The sequence below is a fragment of the uncultured Methanobrevibacter sp. genome (genome assembly GCF_902764455.1).
Classification (GTDB): Archaea; Methanobacteriota; Methanobacteria; order Methanobacteriales; family Methanobacteriaceae; genus Methanocatella.
The window spans coordinates 21,909-44,162 of sequence record NZ_CACWVY010000012.1 but is presented as its reverse complement, the minus strand read 5'-3'; the positions used below and the strand labels follow the sequence as shown (position 1 = coordinate 44,162).

19 protein-coding genes and 1 tRNA gene are annotated in these 22,254 nt (G+C 34.8%); 10 read left to right on the top strand and 10 right to left on the bottom strand.

Annotated features, from left to right (window positions below; translation table 11 throughout):
• Positions 1-39 precede the first annotated feature (39 nt).
• From glnA to QZU75_RS04425, 4 genes are all read right to left on the bottom strand, one after another.
• Entirely contained in the window at positions 40-1,395 is a 1,356-nt protein-coding gene (gene glnA / locus QZU75_RS04440) for a type I glutamate--ammonia ligase (RefSeq protein WP_296881810.1), read from the bottom strand.
• A 250-nt stretch (positions 1,396-1,645) separates the two neighbouring features.
• Positions 1,646-2,389 (bottom strand): HesA/MoeB/ThiF family protein, encoded by a 744-nt coding sequence (locus QZU75_RS04435; protein WP_296881809.1) that lies wholly within the window; start codon positions 2,387-2,389, stop codon positions 1,646-1,648.
• A gap of 8 nt (positions 2,390-2,397) precedes the next feature.
• The gene (locus QZU75_RS04430) at positions 2,398-3,564 is read right to left on the bottom strand and encodes an aldo/keto reductase (protein ID WP_296881807.1); all 1,167 of its coding nucleotides are present in this window, start codon (positions 3,562-3,564) and stop codon (positions 2,398-2,400) included.
• A 107-nt stretch (positions 3,565-3,671) separates the two neighbouring features.
• Positions 3,672-3,780: transfer RNA gene (locus tag QZU75_RS04425), tRNA-Met, on the bottom strand.
• A gap of 154 nt (positions 3,781-3,934) precedes the next feature.
• Between QZU75_RS04425 and QZU75_RS04420 the strand changes: the two genes are divergently transcribed.
• The 4 genes from QZU75_RS04420 (at position 3,935) to QZU75_RS04405 (ending at position 7,269) form a co-directional block, all read left to right on the top strand.
• A complete protein-coding gene (locus QZU75_RS04420; protein ID WP_296881805.1) occupies positions 3,935-4,567 on the top strand; it encodes a zinc ribbon domain-containing protein in 633 nt (210 codons plus the stop codon).
• A gap of 106 nt (positions 4,568-4,673) precedes the next feature.
• On the top strand, positions 4,674-5,312 hold the full coding sequence (locus QZU75_RS04415) for a class I SAM-dependent methyltransferase (protein ID WP_296881803.1): 639 nt from the start codon (positions 4,674-4,676) through the stop codon (positions 5,310-5,312).
• A gap of 33 nt (positions 5,313-5,345) precedes the next feature.
• Complete coding sequence (locus tag QZU75_RS04410; protein WP_296881801.1) at positions 5,346-6,596, top strand: adenosylhomocysteinase; 1,251 nt, start codon at positions 5,346-5,348, stop codon at positions 6,594-6,596.
• A 22-nt stretch (positions 6,597-6,618) separates the two neighbouring features.
• A complete protein-coding gene (locus QZU75_RS04405; protein ID WP_296881800.1) occupies positions 6,619-7,269 on the top strand; it encodes a DUF2119 domain-containing protein in 651 nt (216 codons plus the stop codon).
• A gap of 234 nt (positions 7,270-7,503) precedes the next feature.
• On the opposite strand, the gene fen is transcribed toward QZU75_RS04405, so the two are convergent.
• From fen to cyaB, 6 genes are read right to left on the bottom strand one after another with little or no spacing between them, the layout of a single operon-like run.
• Positions 7,504-8,487 (bottom strand): flap endonuclease-1, encoded by a 984-nt coding sequence (fen, locus tag QZU75_RS04400; RefSeq protein WP_296881798.1) that lies wholly within the window; start codon positions 8,485-8,487, stop codon positions 7,504-7,506.
• Positions 8,488-8,495: 8 nt separating this feature from the next.
• Positions 8,496-9,056: a chorismate lyase gene (locus tag QZU75_RS04395; RefSeq protein WP_296881797.1), complete on the bottom strand. Its 561-nt coding sequence runs from the start codon at positions 9,054-9,056 to the stop codon at positions 8,496-8,498.
• A 10-nt stretch (positions 9,057-9,066) separates the two neighbouring features.
• Positions 9,067-9,630 (bottom strand): chorismate pyruvate-lyase family protein, encoded by a 564-nt coding sequence (locus QZU75_RS04390; RefSeq protein WP_296881796.1) that lies wholly within the window; start codon positions 9,628-9,630, stop codon positions 9,067-9,069.
• Between the two features lie 9 nt (positions 9,631-9,639).
• On the bottom strand, positions 9,640-10,893 hold the full coding sequence (gene hacA, locus QZU75_RS04385; protein WP_296881794.1) for a homoaconitase large subunit: 1,254 nt from the start codon (positions 10,891-10,893) through the stop codon (positions 9,640-9,642).
• A gap of 9 nt (positions 10,894-10,902) precedes the next feature.
• Positions 10,903-12,066 carry a homocitrate synthase family protein gene (locus QZU75_RS04380; RefSeq protein WP_296881793.1) on the bottom strand — a complete coding sequence of 388 codons (1,164 nt, stop codon included), beginning with the start codon at positions 12,064-12,066 and terminating at the stop codon, positions 10,903-10,905.
• A 48-nt stretch (positions 12,067-12,114) separates the two neighbouring features.
• Complete coding sequence (cyaB, locus tag QZU75_RS04375; RefSeq protein ID WP_296881792.1) at positions 12,115-12,660, bottom strand: class IV adenylate cyclase; 546 nt, start codon at positions 12,658-12,660, stop codon at positions 12,115-12,117.
• A gap of 567 nt (positions 12,661-13,227) precedes the next feature.
• On the opposite strand from cyaB, the gene QZU75_RS04370 reads away from it, so the two are divergent.
• From QZU75_RS04370 to QZU75_RS04345, 6 genes are all read left to right on the top strand, one after another.
• Positions 13,228-13,779 carry a TATA-box-binding protein gene (locus QZU75_RS04370; RefSeq protein ID WP_296881791.1) on the top strand — a complete coding sequence of 184 codons (552 nt, stop codon included), beginning with the start codon at positions 13,228-13,230 and terminating at the stop codon, positions 13,777-13,779.
• A 13-nt stretch (positions 13,780-13,792) separates the two neighbouring features.
• Complete coding sequence (gene serB, locus QZU75_RS04365; RefSeq protein ID WP_296881790.1) at positions 13,793-15,502, top strand: phosphoserine phosphatase SerB; 1,710 nt, start codon at positions 13,793-13,795, stop codon at positions 15,500-15,502.
• Positions 15,503-15,541: 39 nt separating this feature from the next.
• Positions 15,542-15,706, top strand: a complete 165-nt coding sequence (locus QZU75_RS04360; RefSeq protein ID WP_296881789.1) for a hypothetical protein — start codon at positions 15,542-15,544, stop codon at positions 15,704-15,706.
• A gap of 206 nt (positions 15,707-15,912) precedes the next feature.
• Positions 15,913-18,081 carry a DNA topoisomerase I gene (topA, locus tag QZU75_RS04355; RefSeq protein WP_296881788.1) on the top strand — a complete coding sequence of 723 codons (2,169 nt, stop codon included), beginning with the start codon at positions 15,913-15,915 and terminating at the stop codon, positions 18,079-18,081.
• Positions 18,082-18,510: 429 nt separating this feature from the next.
• The gene (locus tag QZU75_RS04350) at positions 18,511-19,221 is read left to right on the top strand and encodes a hypothetical protein (RefSeq protein WP_296881786.1); all 711 of its coding nucleotides are present in this window, start codon (positions 18,511-18,513) and stop codon (positions 19,219-19,221) included.
• 280 nt (positions 19,222-19,501) lie between these two features.
• The gene (locus QZU75_RS04345) at positions 19,502-22,228 is read left to right on the top strand and encodes an STT3 domain-containing protein (protein ID WP_296881785.1); all 2,727 of its coding nucleotides are present in this window, start codon (positions 19,502-19,504) and stop codon (positions 22,226-22,228) included.
• Positions 22,229-22,254 lie beyond the last annotated feature (26 nt).

Sequence of the window (22,254 nt, the reverse complement as noted above, 5' to 3'; positions counted from 1 at the left end):
CCTACTTTAATTTTTAAAAAGAAAAAATAATATTTAGATTTAGATATCTAAATATTTTCTTTGTTCGTATCCGAATACCTGAACACGGTATTCGTCCCATTCTTGGTATTTGAGTTCCAGGAATTTTTCGCTGACATGAGGTCCCAGGGCATTAAGTATCATTGGGTCTTCCTCTAATGAGTGGTATGCTTCCCATAAACTGGTTGGTAATACTTTAATGCCTCTTGCTTCTCTTTCTTCCTGTGTCATTTTGTAGATGTCATCTTCTACAGGTTCACCTGGGTCAATTTTATTTACAATTCCGTCTACTCCTGCTTCAAGCATTACTGCAAATGCAAGGTAAGGGTTACATGCAGGGTCAGGTGATCTGTATTCGATACGTGTAGCTTTTCCACGTGCTGCCGGTACTCTGATTAATGCGGATCTGTTTCTAAGACCGTATGCTCTGTATACTGGAGCTTCAAAACCAGGCACTAAACGTTTGTATGAGTTAACAATAGGGTTTGTAATTGCGGTAATTGCAGGAGCATGTTTAAGCAATCCTCCCATAAAGTAAAGTGCGTCTTTGGAAAGGCCTGTTTCTGAATCAGGATCTGAAAAGAGGTTTTTATCTCCTTTAAAGACTGACTGGTGACAGTGCATTCCACTTCCGCTCACTCCAAAGAACGGTTTAGGCATGAATGTTACTCTGTAATCCATCTGATCAAAAGTAGCCATATTGTCTACGATAGCTTTGATAGCCTGTTTAAATGTGATTACTGCATCAGCGGTTTTAAGAGCGTCTTTAAATTTGAATGCTATTTCGTTTTGTCCAGGTGCCACTTCGTGGTGGGAAGCTTCAACTTCAAAGTCAAGGTCTTCCAGGTTTAAGGTTAGCTCTCTTCTAAAGTCAGGGCCTTTGTCTAAAGGTTCAACATCAAAGTATCCTGCATCATCGTAGGGCATAGGATATCCGTTTTCATCAATGTCTACAATAAAGAATTCAGGTTCTGGGCCGATGTTGTATTGCAAGCCTCTTTTAGCAATGTGTGCAAGGGATTTTTTGAGTACTCCTCTTGGGTCTCCTGCAAAAGGTTTTTTATCAGCAGTCCATATGTCACAGATAAATCTGCATGTTGCGGATTCTTCAGGTCTCCATGACAGTCTGGAATAGGTATTAATATCTGGTTTTAAGACAAGGTCACTATCATTTACACCAACAAATCCTGCAATGGATGATCCGTCAAATAACATTCCTTCATTAAATAATTCAGACATGTCTTCGCCATTGAAAGGAATGACAATGTTTTTTACAGTTCCGTTGATATCAACAAATTGTAAACGGATAAATTTGATATTATCCTCTTTCATTTTTTCTTTTATGAGTTGTATTTTTTCTTCTGGAATATCGCTCATCTAAATCAAGCTCCGAATGCTTATAAAATTGAGTTTTAAATGTCGGAAATATATTTCCTATTAAATAAATATCTTTATTTATTACTATATAAAGATTTTGAAAAAAAATAATTAGATATAGCTATTCTCTAATTTTTACTATATCACTGTATATGTTTAATTTAATTTATTAAATATAATTTAATAATTTTTTAATAATATTATAAAATATTCAATCTAATATAAAAAAGTTTTAAAAAGTGATTTGTTTTTAGATTTCTTCTATTTTAAAAGAATTGAAATCCATTAAATCAAATGTCAATATTTTTGGTGCAACTGTAACTTTTCCAAGGCCGGTTACTATTTTAAAGGCTTCCATAGCTTCAAGACAGCCTATCAGATTGGGTGTAGGTCCGAGAGCCGGAGGGGTTCCTGATGTAATATTTTTTAAACATTCAGTCACATCATTATTCAATTCCTTTCCCAGGGATGGCAGGTTGAACATTTCTTCATAACTTTTTGTATTTGCTAAAAATACTGTAATCTGGCCTAATGTTCCATGAATTGCTCCGTGAATGTATGGAATTTTATATTCTCTTGTCTTTCTTGAAACAATTACTCGTGTGAGGACATTATCAAGCGCATCAATGACAATGTCTGCGTCTTTGATGATTTCATCGATGTTTGAGCTGTCGACATGCTGGTTGTAACTTTTAACTTTAACATAGGGATTTATCAGTTCGACTTTTTGTTTTGCAACATCACTTTTTTTGCATCCGATTTCGGCAGTACTTGCAAGTGTTTGTCTGTTTAAGTTTGTCCAGTCAAATACATCTTCATCAACTAAAATCAGCTCGCCAACACCTAATCTTGCCAGCATTTCGATGGTCTGACCTCCAATTCCTCCGCATCCGATGACAGTGATTTTTGCATTCTTGAATTTTTCTTGCTCTTCTTTATTTACAATTGGCATCTGGCGGGTCATGATTTGCCAATATCTGTTATCATCTTCCATTTTTCCACCTAGAAATGGTCAAATTCGCTTCCGAAGTATTCATATACTTTTTGAAGCTCTTCCGGAATATTCAGCATCTGTGTACAAAACGGTATGCATTCTTCACACTGAACGCAACTGTCTGCTCTTGAATCATCATCAATCAATGTAAAATACTGCATTGCACTGGCTTTAGGGTCATTTAACATATGTGCAATGTTGTATTCTGTTAAACAGTTTATTATATCGACACCATGGGGACAAGGCATGCAATAACCGCATCTGGTACATTGGTTTCCTAAAAATCCTCTGTAGGTTCTTGCAACCTCTCTTATTAATTCCTGATCATAGTCGCTGATTTTATCGGGCTTTGATGCTATTTCAATGTTTTGTTTAACCTGTTCTAAAGTTGTCATTCCGCTTAAAACACAGTCAACATCATTTCTATTCCATAAATATTGCAGAGCCCATTCAACAGGTGTTCTTTTAACTTCTGCCATGTCCCATAAGTTATTAACTTCTTTTGGGATATTTTGAACCAGTCTTCCTCCTCTGAGAGGTTCCATAATCATGCTTCCGATATTGACCTGTTTGAGGTAATCAAGACCCATTACTCCTGATTGATAATATTCATCAAAGTAATTCATTTGTGTCAGTGCAACTTCCCATTTCGGATATTCGTCAATAATTTCAATCAGGTAGTCTATTTCAATATGTGATGAAAATCCGACATGCTTTATTTTCCCGGATGAAAGGCAATCATCCAAAAAGTCCAGAACGCCCAGATTTTTAACTTTGTTCCAGTCAGGCACGGTCAGGGAGTGAAGCAGGTAAATGTCAATGTAGTCGGTGCGGAGTTTGTCGAGCTGCTCGTCAAGAAACATTGAGAAGTCATCTTTGGTCTCAATTGCCCATGACGGAGATTTTGTTGAGATGTAAACTTCGTCCCTTAAGCTGTTTTCAGCTAAAAATTCTCCTACAAATCTTTCACTGTTTCCGCTGCCTTCCAAAGTTTTGCTGTGATACGGGTAGGCAGTATCTATGAGATTAATTCCGTTTTCGATTCCATATTTGAGCATTTTTGATGCTTCTTCGGTGTTAATCTCATCGTTAGAATTAATTGTTGGAAGCCTCATTGTTCCAAAACCAAGTCTTGAAACTTCCAATCCTGTTTTTCCAAGTTTATTGTATAGCATTTTCAAATCCTCATATTATATATTATATAAAAAAAGTATTAAATTGTTATGATTTGAAAAAATATTTTAAAAATAGTATTAAGATGGGGGTTCCTGGGATATAAGGATGCCGGGGGCGGGATTCGAACCCGCGATCTCACGGTATCCCAGGAATAAGCTAGAGCACGCTATATTACCCTATGAGCCGTGCGCTCTAACCAGCTGAGCCACCCCGGCATCTAACAAATATATTTATTTTCATCATTACATTTAAAGTTTTTGTTTTTTAGGATTTTTTTAGAGGTTTCGATAAGTGCTTTAAAAAAATAAATTTAAAAATACCCAAAAATTAATTATTGTATTAAAAGGAAATATTCATTTAAGTGATTTCATGACAAAATTCTGTAAAAACTGCGGAGCATACATTGAAGAGACAGCACTTTTCTGTTCTGACTGCGGCAGACCAAATCACCAGATTGGCACCAGACATTGTCCCAATTGCGGAAATGGAATTCTGGAAAATGAATATTTCTGCAGAAACTGCGGTGCAAAGATTAAAAATCCAAAAAATGAAAGCTTTTTGGAAAAATATAAAAATCCAATTATAATTGTAGTTGTTTTTCTGGTAATAGCCGTCATTGGTGTTGGTGCAGTTACTATGTTGGATTCTGGTGAAAGCCAGGATATTCAGGTGGATGAATTTTCTTTTAGCATTCCCGGTGACTATGAGCTTAATGATAATTTAAGCGGGGACGAAAGTGAGGGAAATGTAAAGTATGTTTCAGGCTTCTGGGAAAACTCTGGCGATTACATTCAGATTGACGTTACATATTCCACAGACGGCAGTGTTGATGTAAATAAGGCTCTAAAGGAGCTGGGGGGCAATAAAACTAATATGATGGGATATGACGGATATTATACTGAGCTTTCAGATGCCTGTTCATTTTCATTTGTCAGGGATGGCAAACTCATCACGATTTTTTGTTCAAATTCAGATCTTTTTGATGAAATTGAAATATTTTAATTTAATTTTTTATTTTTAAAAATTTTCAAAAAACCCTCTTTTTATGCTTATCTATATATAATAATAGAAATATAAATAATATCGTATCAATAGGAGTGATATGTTTATGGACGATAAAGAATATTGGACTGAATATTATGCTAAAAATTCAAAGCCAACTGATGCTTCATCATTTGCTGAATTTATTTTACCAAAATTAACTGAAAACAAAAACTTAATAGAACTTGGATGCGGAAATGGAAGAGACAGTATTTATTTCGCACAAAATAGTATAAATGTAATAGCTATCGACCAAGTTCAAACAGAAGTGGATTATTTAAATGAACATCACAAAGAAGAAAACATCTTATTTGTTTGTGATGACTTTACAAATTTGGCTAACACAGAATCTGAAGATATTAAAAATACTAATTTTGATTACGTTTATTCCAGATTTACCTTCCATTCAATCAATGAAAGAAAAGAAGACAGAACTCTTGATTGGATAGAATCAAATTTATGCAAAGGAGGTTGCTTTTTACTTGAAGCAAGAAGTATGAATGACCCTATGTTCAAACAGGGAAGAGCTTTAAGTGAAACAGAAAACTTCACAAATCACTACAGAAGATATATGGATTTAGCAAAAATCATAAGCAAGCTCGAATCCAGAAACTTCGAAATCGTATATAAAATTGAAGATAATAATTTGGCAGTATACAAAGATGACAACCCTTACGTCATCCGTATTGTAGCCAAAAAATTATAAAAAGTTATATTCATTATTTTAAGGAATGATATTATGAGTAAAGTTAAAGATATGTCCCTTGCACCTGAAGGTGTACGTAAAATTGAATGGGTTCAAAAACACATGCCTGTTTTAGAACAAATCAAACAAGATTATTTGGAAACTCAGCCTTTCAAAGGAATTACTATCGGGTCCTGTTTACACTTGGAACCTAAAACCATTAACTTGGGTTTAACTTTGATGGCTGGTGGAGCTGAAGTGGCTATGACCGGTTGTAATCCTTTATCCACTCATGACGATGCAGTTGCAGGAGCAGCTGATTTAGGATTAAACGTCTACGGATGGAGAGAACAGGACGACGAAGAATACTACCAGACCATTAACATGGTTTTAGATCACAAACCTGACATCATTATTGATGACGGTGCAGATATGATTATGGTTCTTCATAACGAAAGAACTGAATTGTTAAGCCACATCAAAGGAGCATGTGAAGAAACCACAACTGGTGTACACAGATTACAAGCAATGCACGCAGACGGAGCATTAAAATTCCCAGTAATCGCAGTTAATGACGCATACACTAAATATTTATTCGACAACAGATACGGAACCGGACAATCAAGTTTCGATGCAATCATGGGAACAACCAACATGGTAATTGCAGGAAAAACTGTTGTTGTATGCGGATACGGCTGGTGCGGTCGTGGATTAGCACTCAGAGCAGCAGGTCTCGGAGCAGACGTTATTGTAACCGAAGTTGACCCAATCCGTGCTTTAGAAGCAAGAATGGACGGATACAGAGTAATGACCATCAGAGAAGCAGTAAAACAAGCAGACCTAATCATTACCGTAACCGGTAACGCAGACATTATATGCGGTGATGATTTCAAATACATGAAAGACGGATGTATGCTTGCAAACTCCGGACACTTCAATGTAGAAATCAACAGACCAGACCTCGAAGCAATCTCAACTGAAGTAAAAGAAGTAAGAGAAAGTATCGAAGAATTCACAACCAAAGACGGACGTAAAATTTACCTTTTAGCAGACGGCCGTTTAGTAAACCTATCAGCAGCAAGAGGTCAAGGACACCCTGCAGAAATCATGGACATGAGTTTCGCTGTACAAGCATTATCAGCTAAACACATTCTCGAAAACGACATGCCTATTGGAGTAACCAAAGCTCCTGATGAAATCGACTACACAGTAGCCAGTATGAAATTAAACGCTATGGGTATCGAAATAGATTCTTTAACAGACAGCCAAAAAGCATACCTGGCAAACTGGCAGGAAGGAACATAATTCCTTCAAATTTTCTTTTTTTATGTCTTATTTCAGATACATTGACAATGGTGAAGGTCCAACCAAACTCTTTATTGGTGGGGTTCACGGAAATGAAGGTGTAACCTCTTTAAAATTCATTGAAAGAATAAAAGAAGAGGATTTATCTTGCGGACAATTCTATTTTTACAATTTTGATAAAACTCCATATATTTCCACAATCAAAAAGGAATATTATGAATCTGAAATCGGCCAGAAGATTTTAAATCTGATAAACTATTTTGAACCTGATTTTTACACTGAACTTCACTGTTATAATCTTAAAAACTATAATAAGTTAACTTCTATGGAGAGATATAAAAAGACAGGTATTCCTCCATTGATTAAGGTAAAAAATCATATACTTGTATCTTCGGTTTCCCCTTTAATCAGAATGACTTATTTTTCAACCGAAACTGTCTGTAAAACATTGGAAATTCCCTGTTTTGAAAAGTTAACTCCCGATATTATTGAAGAGTATGATTTTGATAAAAATAAGGCTGTTGAAACTTATGAAAATCTTTTGAAACTTATTTTAAAATCTCCTTCAAGAAGTCATTTTGAAAGACAGATTTCAGCTGAATATGCTCCTCAGGTTAAATTGGCAATGGAATATGCTGAAAAAGTTTTTGGAAAGGATTTTCCGCCATATTAAATTCTATTTTTAAAAATAATTATAATATATAGATATTGATGACTCCTGGGTTAAGGGTGGTGAGAAGCCATCAATACTAGGATTCATTGGATATTTGGGTAAAATAGCTTTCACCGCATCCATTACAGCTGCTATTTTGTGTTTGCGCAATCTGGGGTGTGTGGTGGTAGATTGCATTTATATCCAATATGTGAATCCAATTAAAAATAAGTTCAATTTAATATATAAATATAATTAAAACCATGCATCAAGACTGCCCTGTGATGAACTTAAATTTTTAAGTTTGTCAGATGCTTTTGAAACTCTCTCCTGTGAGAATCCATGTTCAAAGCATAAAAATTCAATCAGTTCATCTTTTTTTGGTTTTTCCCACTTGATTTTATAATCTGTATTAACATTATGGTTTAAAAACAGCTCTCTTACTTCATCCAAATCGTGGGTGGATTCCTTTTGAAGTTCTGCAATTTTTTCCTTTAGCTGTCCGTTATGGGCCAGTTTAAGTGCAGTTTTTGCACCGACTCCCTTAAGGCCTTCACAAAAATCAGTTCCGATTAGAATTCCCATGTCAATCAATTCTTCACGGGTAATATTGAGCTCTTTTAATACTTTGTTCAGCTCATAGTATTCCAGATTACCTAAATTTGAGTTGACAGCAAGGTTTCTTACAACTCTTTTCGCTCCAAAAAGCAGGCAATCGTAATCCTGTGAAGCAACTGCATATGCATCACCGTTCGCTACAAGATAAGCTGCCTGAGCTTCACCCTCACCTTTGGCTTCAACATAAGGTATTCCCATTAATGTCAGTAATTTTTTAGAAGATTCGATAATTTCAGGAGACAGTTTGGATGATCTCATTGCAAATTTGCGTGCCTTTTCTGTATCTCCTTCGGCTAATGCTTCTTTATAAATTTGCTCTGCTTCCTCTCTGACTTCTCTTCTTTTGGCTTGAGTCTCACTTTTAAGTTCTGAAGACTTTCCGTCAAAGACATAAATTGGTTTGATGTCTTTTTCAATCATTGAGGAGTTTCTATATAGTATACCGCTTAAATGTGATGTGACGTTTCCGTTTTCATCGGTTAATGGTCTTCCGTCTCTTTGTCTTATTGTGGATAGGAATTGGTAGAGGGTATTAAACGCATCAATTGAGACGGCTCTACCTTCTAAATGTTTAAAATCAATTTTTTCTGGTTCTACAATATCTTTTAGTTTAACACCCAAATTATCACCTATTCATTATAGTAACTTAGAGGACATGCTTCTTTTGACCAAAGAACTATATTTTTCTTGTGTATTACTATATAGTCACGTGCTAACATTTTTCCTGGAGTATGGAAAAGATTTTGAAGCTTTTCATCAGGTTCTTCTAGGTAAATTTTCTCTATTTTTGTTATTGTTTCTATTTCATGCTCCAGAAGTATTCTGCCCGTGGTGTGGTCTTCACTAAGTAATTTTTCAATAACGGTATTGCTGCATCTGTCTTTTGGTATGTATGAAAATCCGTAAACAAGAGGGCGACCGTGCTTGTGGAGAATTACTTCTCTTAAATCTATTTCATCGCCTTCATTTATATCGAGTTTTTCTGCTACTGATTTGTCTGCCTTTTCCATGTGCTGATCTAATATGAAAACGTTAAGGTCACCATATAAAATATCTAAAGTTGTGACAACTGGCCCTTCTATGGAGACAAGTATTTTTTGTAGGGTTGACAGTTTCATATCGTTTTCTTTTTCTAGTTGGTTTATTTTTTCCCTGACCTGATTGGGTAGTCTTTCATATTTAGAATTCATTTTAACTCCTCTATATTTCTGTAAAATAGCTCACTGGAAACATTTCTTTAATCCACATTAATATTTCGTTATTGTTGATTATAACGTAATCACGAGCTAAAAAATCTTCATCTGTTTTGTATAAGTCTTTTAACATTTCATTTGGCTTTTCAATGTAAATATTGTTGATTTCCCTTCTGGATTCTATTTTATAATTTTTTAATATTCTTCCAATAGGTATGTCTGCTCTAAGTAAATCGGAACAGATTTCCTCACTGCATCGGCCTAATGGAACGTGGGATATTGCATATATTAGAGGCTGTTTTCCCTTATGCATTATAACTTCTCTGAAATTGATTTCATCCCCTGCATTAACATTCACCAGTTTTGCATGACTCTCATCTGCGATTCCAAAATGCTGGTCTATGGTAAATAAGCCGATTTTACCGTATAGTACATCTAAAATGGCAGTAATGGACCCGTCTGTTGTCAATAGGATTTTTTGCGTGTTTGAAAATGTTTTGCCGTATTCTTGTTCTAAATCATTTATTTTTTCAATGAGTCTCTTATTTGCTTCGTTTTTTCTTATTGTCATTTAAATCACTTAAAGGTCTTTTGGATTTGTAATAACGCCTGTAATTGCTGAAGCAGCTACTACTTTTGAATTTGAAAGGTAAACAGAAGACTTTGGATCTCCCATTCTTCCTTTAAAGTTTCTATTTGTTGTTGAAATGCATGATTCTCCTTCAGATAATACTCCCATATGTCCTCCAAGGCATGGTCCGCAGCCCGGATTACAGATGATGGCTCCAGCATCTATGAATGTATCAATGTATCCTAAATGCATTGCCTTTTTGTAAATTTCTCTTGAAGCAGGAAGTATTAATAATCTGATGTCATCGGATATCTTTTGATTTTCCAAGATATCACATGCATCTTTTAAGTCTGATAGTCTTCCATTTGTACAGGAACCAATCAGACATTGGTCAATGATGGTTCCTTCGATTTTTGAGATGTCACAAACATTGTCGACATCATTCGGACATGCAATTTGAGGTTCCATATCGGAAATGTCAAAGTGCATCTCCTGTGAGTATATTGCATCTTCATCTGATTTTACAATGTTTAATTCGGATTCGCTTTTACCGGTTCTTTTACAGACATAATCAATAACGTCACGGTTCGGTTCCATTATTCCGTTTTTAGCTCCCATTTCAATTGCCATATTACACATGGTTGCTCTTCCTTCAACGCCCATGTTTTCAATTGTAGGTCCGCAGAATTCTGCAGTTTTATATGTTGCACCGGCGATTCCTATTTCTCCGATGATATTTAGGATTATGTCTTTAGGAGCAATATATGGATTTAATTCACCTTCAATTTCCATTCTGATTGCTTCCGGAACCATGAACCAGGTTTTTCCGGTTGCCCAAACCATTGCAAGGTCTGTTGCACCCATTCCTGTTGAAAATGCTCCAAATGCACCATAGGTACAGGTATGTGAATCTGCTCCAACCACTACCATTCCCGGTTCAACAAGTCCCATTTCAGGAACTACCTGGTGGCAAATTCCTTCGCCGTGAATAAAGTTTTTAGTGATTTTCTGGGTTTTGATGAAGTCTCTGCAGACTTTTTGAAACTCGGCAGAACCGATTGTATTGGCCGGAACATTATGATCAAAAATTATAGCTATTTTTTCAGGATCCCATACTTTGTCCTCTACTTTTTCAAAGGTTTTGATTGCAGGGGGACTTGTTCCGTCATGTGACATTGCAAGATCGACCGGAATTTCGATTATCTCTCCTGGAGTGACTTCATGACCCGCTTTTTTGGATAATATTTTTTCAGTAATGTTCATAATCATGACCTATTTTTTTGATTTTTTAACGATTTCCCTAAATACCTGATCGTTAATGTATTTTCCTTCCTCTCTGGATTTTTTAACCTGTCTTACGATTTCGATGAGTTCTTCATCACTAACGTCCAGTTCGCATTCATTCAATTTTGCTCTGACTGCTCTGCATCCTGAATGTTTTCCCAAAACAAGCTGTCTTTTTTGACCAACCAGTTCCGGAAGGTACGGTTCGTAGCATAAAGGTTCTTCGATAACTGCATCAACGTGAATTCCTGATTCATGTCTGAACACATTGTTTCCAACAACCGGCTTGTTGTATGGAATAGGAAGTCCGCTGGCTTCGGATACCAAATCGGATAATTCCTTGATGTATTTGGTTTTGAATCCGTAATCTTTTCCGTAAAGGATTTTCATTGCCATGATAAGTTCTTCAAGAGATGCATTACCTGCTCTTTCTCCAATACCATTGACTGTTGTTGATACAGCTTTTGCACCTGCTAAAACTCCTGTAATTGAATTTATTACTGCCAGTCCGAAGTCATTGTGCAGATGAACTGCGATATCTATATCGATATCTTTTACAAGCTCTTCAACCAGGTATTTGATTCCTTGTGGGGTAATGGCTCCGGTAGTGTCTGCAATATGTACTCTGTCAGCTTTACATTCCTGAGCTTTACCATATATGCGTTTTAAAAAGTCAATATCTGTCCTTGTTGCATCCTCTGCTGAAAATGCTACAAATAAACCGTGATCTTTTGCATAGTCTACAGCAGTTTCACATAAATTTATTGCGTCCTGTCTTGTAATGTGCATTTTATGGTCCAGATGAATGTCTGATGTTCCGACAAATGTAATAATTCCGTCCACATCACAGTCAAGCGCAACATCTATGTCTTCAGCTTTTGTCCGGGTCAATCCAAGAATTGTAGCGTCAAATCCTTCATTTGCTATTGCCTTTACGCTTTCCTTTTCTTTTTCGGAAACTATTGGAAAACCGGCCTCAATCTGGTGTATCTTAAACTGATCCAGTTTTCTTGCGATTTCCATTTTTTCATCAAAGCTAAAACAGACTCCTGGTGTTTGTTCACCGTCTCTTAAAGTTGTGTCATAAATTGTAATGTCATCAGGAAATGTCAATTCTGTTTCTTTATTATAATGACTTATAAAATATTGCAATATATCACTTCTTAAATTAATTTATACTATATTAATATAATTCGGATATTATTTATATAACTTTTCTAATAGCTCCAGATAGGATGTTCTTTCAAATCCGTCTGTGATGCCTAATTTTTCAAATAACTCGAATATTTTATTTTGAGCATCAGAATAGTCTTCATTGTCATCCAGTCCAATTTCTATTTCCATATATGGCTCAAGACCTTCAATGTCGTCTAAAGATATTTCAAAATTTTTGTATGTATAATACTGTCTGTTTTTTCTGACGGTTCTCACTTTCTTAAATCCTATTTCTTCAAAGATTTGTGAGCATTTTTCAGCATCATCAATTCCCATTTCTATTTCTTTTCTGGTTTTTGATGCAGAGTCTATTTTCGGTCCTTTGTAGGTTATGAATATGTTTGTTTTGTCATTTTCCTTTGTTGTTCTTATTCTCAGGGCTTCATCTGTTTTTGCAAAATCCACAACGGGGCTGTTAAAGTAGATGTCTTCCTGAAATTCCTTTTTGCTTTTTTGTGCGCCTATCTTCTCGAGTTTATTTTCTATTTCTTCAAAACTGTCTATTTTTGCTTTTACTTCAACTTCAATCATAGTATCATGCAGGTTAACTTAATCATGTTTAATATTTGAATTTGTTAATTTTAATAATTTGGCATGTTTTCCATATGTGCACTGTATTTTTGATTAGACATGGATTAAAAAGTAGCATTTTAATTAAATCTGTTTTCTTTACATTTTATTATTACGTCTGCTTAAATATTCATTGACTATTAAACATTTTTGCTGTATTTTGTTTTTTATAGACTGTGTTGAATTTTGCTTAATTACAGTGATGATTTCTATATTTAAACTGATATGAAATAAAAACGATTTCAAAAATTATTGTGTAGGGCTATTTTATTTAAAAAAATACTAAAAATTAGTAACATTTATAAATAAGTTTTATTAATATACTTTTTTACATTTCTTATATATACAGCACTTTATTTAATAATTTTAAAATTTTTAATTTTTTAAAAATTTTTCTTAATTATTTCAAATAAACATACCTTTATATACTATATAAACTATATATTTTAATAGTAAAAATTTAACATATTTTTTTTGTTTTCTTAAATTTTACTATTCTACTTTTAAAAATGAATTGGAGGTTTTAAGTTGACCGATGTTGATATAAAAATAGAAAACATTGTGGCTTCTGCAAGCATTGGTAAAGACATCGATTTAAAAGAAATTGAAAGCTCTAATGCGTTAGAGGGCGTTTCATATAATCGTGAACAATTTCCAGGTCTAGTTTTCAAACTTCCAGAACCGAAAACAGCAGCTTTAATTTTTGGGTCTGGTAAACTTGTTTGTACTGGAGCAAAATCTATAGATGATTCTAAAATTGCTATTAAGAAGACTGTAGATTTAATGAGGACTGTCGATACTGACATTCCTGAAGAATTTGAAATTAAAATTCAAAACATTGTGGCTTCTGCTAACTTAGAATCCACATTAAACTTAGAGGCTGTAGCTTTAGAACTTGAAGATACTGAATATGAACCAGAACAATTCCCTGGTTTAGTATACAGATTATCTGATCCTAAAGTGGTCTTATTATTATTTGGTTCCGGAAAAGTTGTATGTACTGGAGCTAAAACACGTAGCGATGCTAAATTAGGCGTCGAAAGAGCTTACGATAGATTAAGTGAGCTAGATTTAATATAATTTGGTGGTATTATTGATTAAACTTGTAGTATTTGACTTAGATAACGTTATTATTGATGGTGAAGCGATAGATGAGATAGGTAAATTAGCAAATGTTGAAGAAGACATAGCTGAAATTACAGAAAAAGCTATGCAAGGTGAAATAGACTTTGAAACTTCTATTAAAGACAGAGTTCAACTTCTTGAAGGAACTTCTATTGAAGACATCGAGAAAGTTGCTGATGATCTTCCATTAATGCCTGGCGCTGAAAAAACCATCGCATGTCTAAAAGATAAAGATGTAGATGTAGCTATCATTAGTGGTAGTTTTGATGTAGTGGCTGAAAAAGTAAAAGATAAACTCGGTGTTGACACAGTTTATACTAATAGTTTCACAGTCGAAGATGGTAAATTAACTGGTGAAGTGACTGGTCCTTTAGTATCTGGTAATAAATTAGATGTATTAAAAGACCATGTTGAAGAAGCAGGAATTACTTTAGATGAAGTAGTTGCTGTTGGAGATGGCGCAAACGACATTTCCATGATTGAATCAGCTGGCTGCGGAATTGCATTCAATGCAAAAGATTCCGTAAAAGAAATTGCTGATGTAGTAGTAGATGAAAAAGACTTGTGCAAAGTCTTAGATGAAATTCTTAATCAATTATCCACTGAAGAAGAAACTGAAGCTGTTGACGACGAAGAAGCTGTTGAAGAAGATGCAGAAGAAGCTGAAGCTGCAGACAACGAAGAAGTTGCTGAAGAAGAAGCTGCTGAAGAACCTGCTGAAACTGAAGAAGCTGAAGCTGTTGAAGAAGAAGTCGAAGAAACCGAAGCTGCTGAAGAACCTGCTGAATCTGAAGAAGCTAAAGAGAAAGAAGATAAAAAAGCACTCCCTAAATCTGAATTTGTTCTTGCTGACACCATGGAAGGTGTAAGAAAACAAAAAGATGAAAAAGAAGCTGAAATCTCCAAAGTTGCAGAAGAAAGGGAAGAATTCAATAGAATAGCTAAAGAACAACGCAAAATCCGTGATGAATTAAATGCATCATTGAAAGAAAACTTAAATAAAGCTATTGAATACAGAAACGAGCGTAATGAAATCAACAAAGAAGTTGAAGCTGCTAAAAAGGCTCGTAACGAAGCTAATAATAAAATCAAAAATCTCGAATGGTCTTCAGGTAAACGCGATAAAATCAAAATAGAAAATGAAATCAAAAAGATTGATAAAATCATTGAAACTCGCGTTTTAGACATTAAAAAAGAAAATCAGCTTGTTAAAAATGCAAATGATTTAAGAAAACAGTTAATGGAAATTCATGAAGATGAATCCGTTAAAGCTGAAGCTCAAGAACTCAAAAAAGTATCTGAAGAAGAACATGAAAAAGTTATTGAACTTTCTGAAAAAGCTCAAGAAGCTCACGAAGAAATGCTCACCTACTTCAGAAAAACTGATGATATTAGAACTGCTGCTGACGAAGCTCATAAAAAATTCATCGAAGCACGTAAAAACGCTTCTGCTAAACATGAAGAATTTAAAGCTATCTTAAGCGACATTCATGTTATCAACAAAAAATTAGGTTCCAACAAACCTAAGAAAAGAAGAAATGAAAACAAAGGCAGTTCCGGCGGTAACAAAAACCGTGAAGAAAAAGAAAGAGCTGAAGAAATCTTTGCTAAATTTAAACAAGGTGGAAAAGTTTCCACAGAAGAGATCTTACTCTTGCAAAAATATAATATAGGTTAAGCAATTAACCTCTATTTTTTTATTTTTTTAGGTTATATAATGTCTGAAGAAAAAATCGAAACCTGTTTTTTATGCGGTAAGGAATTTGACATGAACAATTCTGAACTTGCTTATTATCGTAATGGAAAGTATCCTATTTGCGATTTTTGTGCTGAATTTTACAGCTTTTTTAGAGAAGAAAAAGTAGTTCCTAAAAAAGAATAATTTTCTCTATAAATATACTAATTTATTTTTATCTTATAATTAATTTTAAAATCAATTTTAACTTATTTTCAACTATTGTTTATATTTTCATCATATTTTTGAATATTTTGTTGAGGATTTTCTTTTCATAATCTCAATCGTAATATTTTTATATGATAAATTTTATTAAAATATATTTATAAAAAATTGTGATTTAGAGAGATAGAATGCGTGAAGTAATAATTTGCGAAAAACCTAGTTCTGCTGAAAAAATAGCAAAAGCACTTTCATCAAGTGCCAAAAAGAAAGTATATAATAAGAAAGTTAAATATTGGGAATTAACAAGGGATTCAAAGGATATTACTGTCGTTTCTGGTGTTGGACATTTGTATTCATTGCTGCCTAAGGATTCAAAATACCGAGTATCATTCAATCTTCATTGGGTTCCGTCCTACGAAGCAAGCAAAAGCAGTTCTTTTACTAAAAATTATCTCAATGCAATTAAAAAATTTGGAAAAGGTGCTGATTCTTATATCCATGCTTGCGATTATGATGTTGAAGGAACATTAATTGGTTATAATGCCTTAAAATATGCCTGCGGTGAAGATTCCCTTAATAAGTCATCAAGAATGAAATTCTCCACATTAACAAAAAAGGACATTGTCGATGCTTATGAAAACAGAATTGACATTGACATGCACCAGGTCGACAATGGTATTGCACGACATATCCTGGATTATTATTTCGGAATGAATCTTTCAATTGCTCTTTCAGATGCCGTTAAAAAAACCAAGCACAGGTTTTTGAAATTGTCTGTAGGTAGGGTTCAAACTCCTACACTTTCCATTCTTGTAAACCGTGAAAAGGAAATCAGGGATTTTGTTCCTGAACCTTATTGGAATTTAAGGGCTATTCTTGACTTTGAAGATATTGAAATAAAGCATGTTGACGGAAATATCTTTGATAAACAGCGTGCTGAAGAAATTTTTAACAAATGCAACGGCAAGGATGCTACAGTTGATAAAATCACTCTTTCAAACTCCAAAACCAAACCTCCTGTTCCTTTTGATTTAAGCGGACTTCAGGCAGAAGCCTATAATGTGTTTGGTTTTTCACCTAAAAGAACTCAGGTTGCAGCTCAAAACCTCTACAGTGCAGGTTATACTTCCTATCCACGTACATCATCTCAAAAATTACCTGAAAGTTTGGGCTTTGCAAATATATTCAAGCAACTGTCTGCCAATTCAGAGTTTAAAAAGCATATTGACAAGCTGCCTTCAAAATTAAAACCTCACAATGGTAAAAAAGAGGATGCAGCTCACCCTCCAATCCACCCTACAGGAATTTTACCTACATCCAAATTAAACAAGGATGAACAGAAGATTTATGATTTAATCGTTTACAGATTTATAGCAGTATTTTTCGATTCAGCCAAATTTGAAACCATGAAAACCATTTTGGACATTGAAGGTGAAAAATTCAAGTTTTCAAGAAGAAGGGTTACATATAAAGGATGGATGGAACATTATCCTTTCAGAAAGATTGACAATGAACCTTTCCCTGATGTTGAAGAGGGAGATTTGATGAGTGTCAAGGAGCTTATTAAGGATGAAAAAGAAACTAAACCTCCTGCCCGTTATAATCAGGCTTCTCTTATAAAGGAACTTGAAAAGAAAAACCTCGGAACCAAGGCAACCCGTGCAGATATTGTCGATAAGCTCTATGACAGGAAATATATAGAAGGAACTAAAATCGAAGTAAATGCATTGGGTGAGCATCTAATCGATACATTAAATACCTACTGTAATAACCTAACAAGCGAAGAACTAACTAGGGATTTGGAAAATAAGCTCGAAGGAATCAACCAGGATAAAACCACAAGAGACAGTGTTGTAAATGAAGGCGAACAGGATGTCAAGGAGATTTTGGATGACATCAACAAAAACGTTAAGGGCATAGGATCCAAACTATATGAGGCCTATCAGCTCAGTAACATCATTGGTGAGTGCAGCTGTGGCGGAAAACTTGTTAAAAGATCCGGCCGCTATGGTAAATTTGTTGGATGTACCAATTATCCTGACTGTAATGTTACATATTCAATTCCTAGAAATGCCAGTGTCATTAAAAAGACATGCGAAAAATGCGGTCTTCCAATGATTGCTGCGGGTAAGGGTAAGAACAGAAGGGAAATGTGTCTTGATCCGAATTGTGGAAAGGATGCTGCCGCTACAAAAAACCATAATCCTGAAGAAATAGGGGAATGTCCTAAATGTGGAAAAACTCTCCTTAAACGTTCAGGAAGGTTTGGAGAATTCGTCGGTTGCAGCGGATTTCCAAAATGCAACTTTACCTGTTCTTTAGAAGAACTTGAGTCTAAATTGAATAATTCAGATTAATATTATTTGAATTTTATTCTTTTTCTTTTTTTTTAGTTAAATATCCTATTATATTTCAATTATGCTTTTTTTGGATTTTTACAGTTCCTGTTTTAATTTTTCAGCTAATTTGGATGGTTATTTGTATTTTGTTATTAAATTAAATCCATCTACTATATATGTGATGCATTACAAATATTATTATACATATTTATTCATATTTTTTTTAAAATAGGATTAAATATCTCATTTGATGTCAAAATTTATTTACAAATATTCAATAAGTTGATTAATAAGGTATATTATGATTATTTTAATCTAGTACTGTCAGGCATATTGTGGTTTTTTGCCAGATATGTTTGGCTCTATCAGGTTCCGGTCTAATATGTTTGAGTTAATTTGTTATAATGTTCTGTAAGAATTTTGTTTATAAAATTCGGGGGAATTTTATTGAAATTAAAGAGTAAATTATTAGCCATATTATTAATATTTGTATTCATTGCATCTGTAGGCACTGCTGTTGCAGAAGACGTTTCAGATGCTTCTAATGAACTTAAAATTGACGATGTTGATGAAGAAGTAAGTGTGGATGAAGAAAGCGATGTAGTTGAAGAAGATGTTGAAGAAGAAGACATAGCACCGTTAGATGACGAGGAGGATTTGGAGCCTACTACTCTCAGCGTAAAGGTTGACGTACTTGATAAACCTGTTGCAGGTGAAAATTTCAGAATCAAAGTCACAATAACTAACACTGGCGATGCAGATGCTGAAAATGCCCGTGCAGCAGTTTCATTTACTGATTTAAAAGCAACAATAGACAAGAGTTTTATCCTTGTTGATGATGACGATGCTGATGTTAGTGAAAATAATGGTGTCTATCGTATTGATTTCGGTTATCTTGGTGCAGGTGAAAGTGATGATGTTACCTTAACATTTTTAGCTACCCAAAGCGGTCCTAAGGTGATTGTTGCAATGGCTGCGGCAGATAATGCTGCTCCTACTAAAGACAGCACATATTTTGCTTTCATCGATGTGGCTGAAAATTCCAATGCTGCCATAAAAGCTAATGCGGCTACAGAAACATTACCGGCAACCGGTAATCCATTGGTTCTTCTTGCGCTTGCATTACTTGCGATAATTCCTTGCTATCGCAGAAGATAAATTCAGGGGATTTATTACAATCCCTTTTCATTTTATTTTTAAACGGATTTTGATGGATTTTAAGTTAAATTTTATTTTTTTGTTTTTTCTGTTTTTTGTCAAAAAAGTAATACATACAAAATACTTAATAATGTTAAGAAATATAAATATATCTTAATAAAAATATTATCTGTTTAATTAATATTTTTATTTAATATCGATATTAAATTAAGAAAATTAACTTTAATAATTATAGATTGTTTTTCAACAATCATCAATGAACTTAAAACGAGGATTTTTAATGAATAAAGAAACTATGATGACAGTAGCTAAATCAGTGCTTATTATAGTAATCTTATTAGCTTTTGTCTTTGCATTAAAACTTCCTGCAGCCGATTTAAATATTCTATCCGATGATATGAAGGGTGAATATATAGATTCTTCAGGTCTTCCTTATTTTAGTGAAATGGATTCATATTATAACTATAGGTTGACCAACGACTATGTAGAACACGGTTTTGTAGGAGATGAAATGGTAAATGGTAGTGAGTGGGATATGCATAGGTACGCTCCTACGGGTAACAAGATTAATTACGAACTGGGTATTGTATATATTACGTCATTTTTCCATAGCCTGTTCCCAGATCACACTGTAAAAGAAGTTGCATTCTGGACTGGTGCATTCGTTTCAATTTTTGCTGTTATTCCCGCATTTATATTTGCAAGAAGACTGACAAATGATTACGGAGCGATTGTAGCCACAGTGATTATTGCGCTTGCTCCAAACTACTTTGCGCACACATTCCCAGGATTTTTCGATACAGATATGTTCTATTACATATTTTCGCTGTTCTTTATATTCTTCTTTGTAGAGTGTATACGGGCGAAAAATATTATTTTCAAGGTATTATTTGCGGTACTGTCAATTTTATCAATTGGACTGTTTTCCATATCCTGGACTGGTTATATCTTTTACGTAGGTCTTATGGGTGTATTTGCAGTTGTTTATCTGATTGCATGTTACATCTTCAATGTTGGTGAAGATGATCCAAGCGAGTATTCAAGCAAGATCAGCTGGTTTATACATCAAAATGCATTATTGTCTATAATAATTTTAGGTGTTGTTGGTGTTATCGGTCTTGCAGTTTTCAGAGGTATAGATGGAGTAACCGGTTTATTCGGTAACTTACTGGGATTACTTTCCCTGCAATCCGCTTCAAGGGCTATTAACGGATTCCCGAACGTTCTTGTTTCTGTTGCAGAGATGCAATTACCAAGTCTGCTTGGTAGCGGAATGACTTCAGCATTTTTAGCTAGTACCGATGGTGTAGTTAACGGTATGGGTGGTATCTCTGTATTGTTTGCAGGTTTAGCAGTATTATATGTATTGATTAAAAGAGTTTTCGGTTTCAGAAATGCTAAAGTAAAAACCGACAATACAAAAGCTAAAAAACCTTCAAAAGATAAAAGGGTTGCTTCAGCTAAAAAAATTGATGATGAACGTAGATTTAATTTAAATGTAGGCAGTTTCAACTTCGGTTCAGTTGAAGAACTTTTAACTTCAAAACGTACAACTATTTTATATGCAACATTATTTGTTGTTTGGGTAGTAATTACAGCTCTTGCGGTAAGTAGAGGTTCAAGGTTCATTACCACAATCGTATTGCCGTTTGCTCTTCTTACTGGTATATTTGTTGGATTTGCCACAGATTACATTAAAAATAAATTAACTGACGACAGAATTCTTGTTGTATTATTCTTCTTTACAGGATTTTTGGCAGCTATACCATTGGCCCAAATAAACAGCATGTACGGAATTGTCCTGTTCCTGATTATTGTAGTCGCAGGTTTAATAACTGTTTATGCCCTTAAATCAAGCGCAAGTAAAAAAGTGCCTCTTAAAAAGTACGTGTTAATTGTTGCTCTTGTACTGGCATTGATTTCACCATCTATCTGTGCTGCTTATCAGACTTCAGCAAACGTTGTTCCTGGTACCAGCGATTCAATGTGGAATGCAATGGCATGGGTAAATGAAAATACCGATAACGATACTGTAATCACATCCTGGTGGGACTTCGGGTACCTGTTTGAGGTTGCCGCAGACAGGCAAGTAACCTTCGATGGAGGTTCTCAATCAGGTGACCGGGCATTCTGGCTCGGACAGGCGATGACTACCAGCAATCTGGATCTATCGGCAGGTATCTTCAGAATGTTGGATACAACAGGTACAAGCGCTCAGGAAGCATTGATTGAATATACTGGAGACGCATCTAAAGCTACCAGCATATTAATTGATATCTTACCTAGAACAGCAGATGACGCTCAAAAAACTTTAACAAGCAAGTATAACTTGAATGATGAACAGGCACGTACTGTAGTCAACTTTACTCACCCTGACAACCCACGTCCTGTAATATTTGTTGCATCTTCAGATATGCTTGGAAAAGCGGCCTGGTGGACTTACTTCGGAAACTGGAACTTTGAAAACCAAACTTCCGAAAACTACTACTACTACGTACCTAGAACAGGCGGTGTTGATGTGCAGCCTGGTCAAACCGGTAAAGTAAACTTGATTACCGACGGACCAGTTGAATTCAATGCGGTCATTACCAGAGGTACAGGTAACAATACCACTTCAGGTTACACTGAAGCGCTTTACTCACAAACAGGTGAGCAGGTTAAAGTCAACAACACTACATACAACCCATTGAACATTTCCAATATAATCGTTATTGAAGACGGTTATATCATGAAAAACGAGTCTGTTGGTGATGTCAAGGACGCCAACTTCACCCTGTTCCTGATGGGTAACAAGAATCAGTATACGCCAATTCTGTTCAGTAATGAACTGGCCGATTCGATGTTTACTAGATTATACCTTTTAGGTGGAGCGGGACAAAACATATTTGAAAATGTTCACGTGGAAAACGGTGTAATGCTGTTCAATGTAAACTTTAACAATACAGTTGCTGGAGGCGGTTCTGGCAGTTCCAGCACCAATACAACTAGTAACTCAACTAGCAATTAGATTAGGATTTTCCTAATCTAAAACTT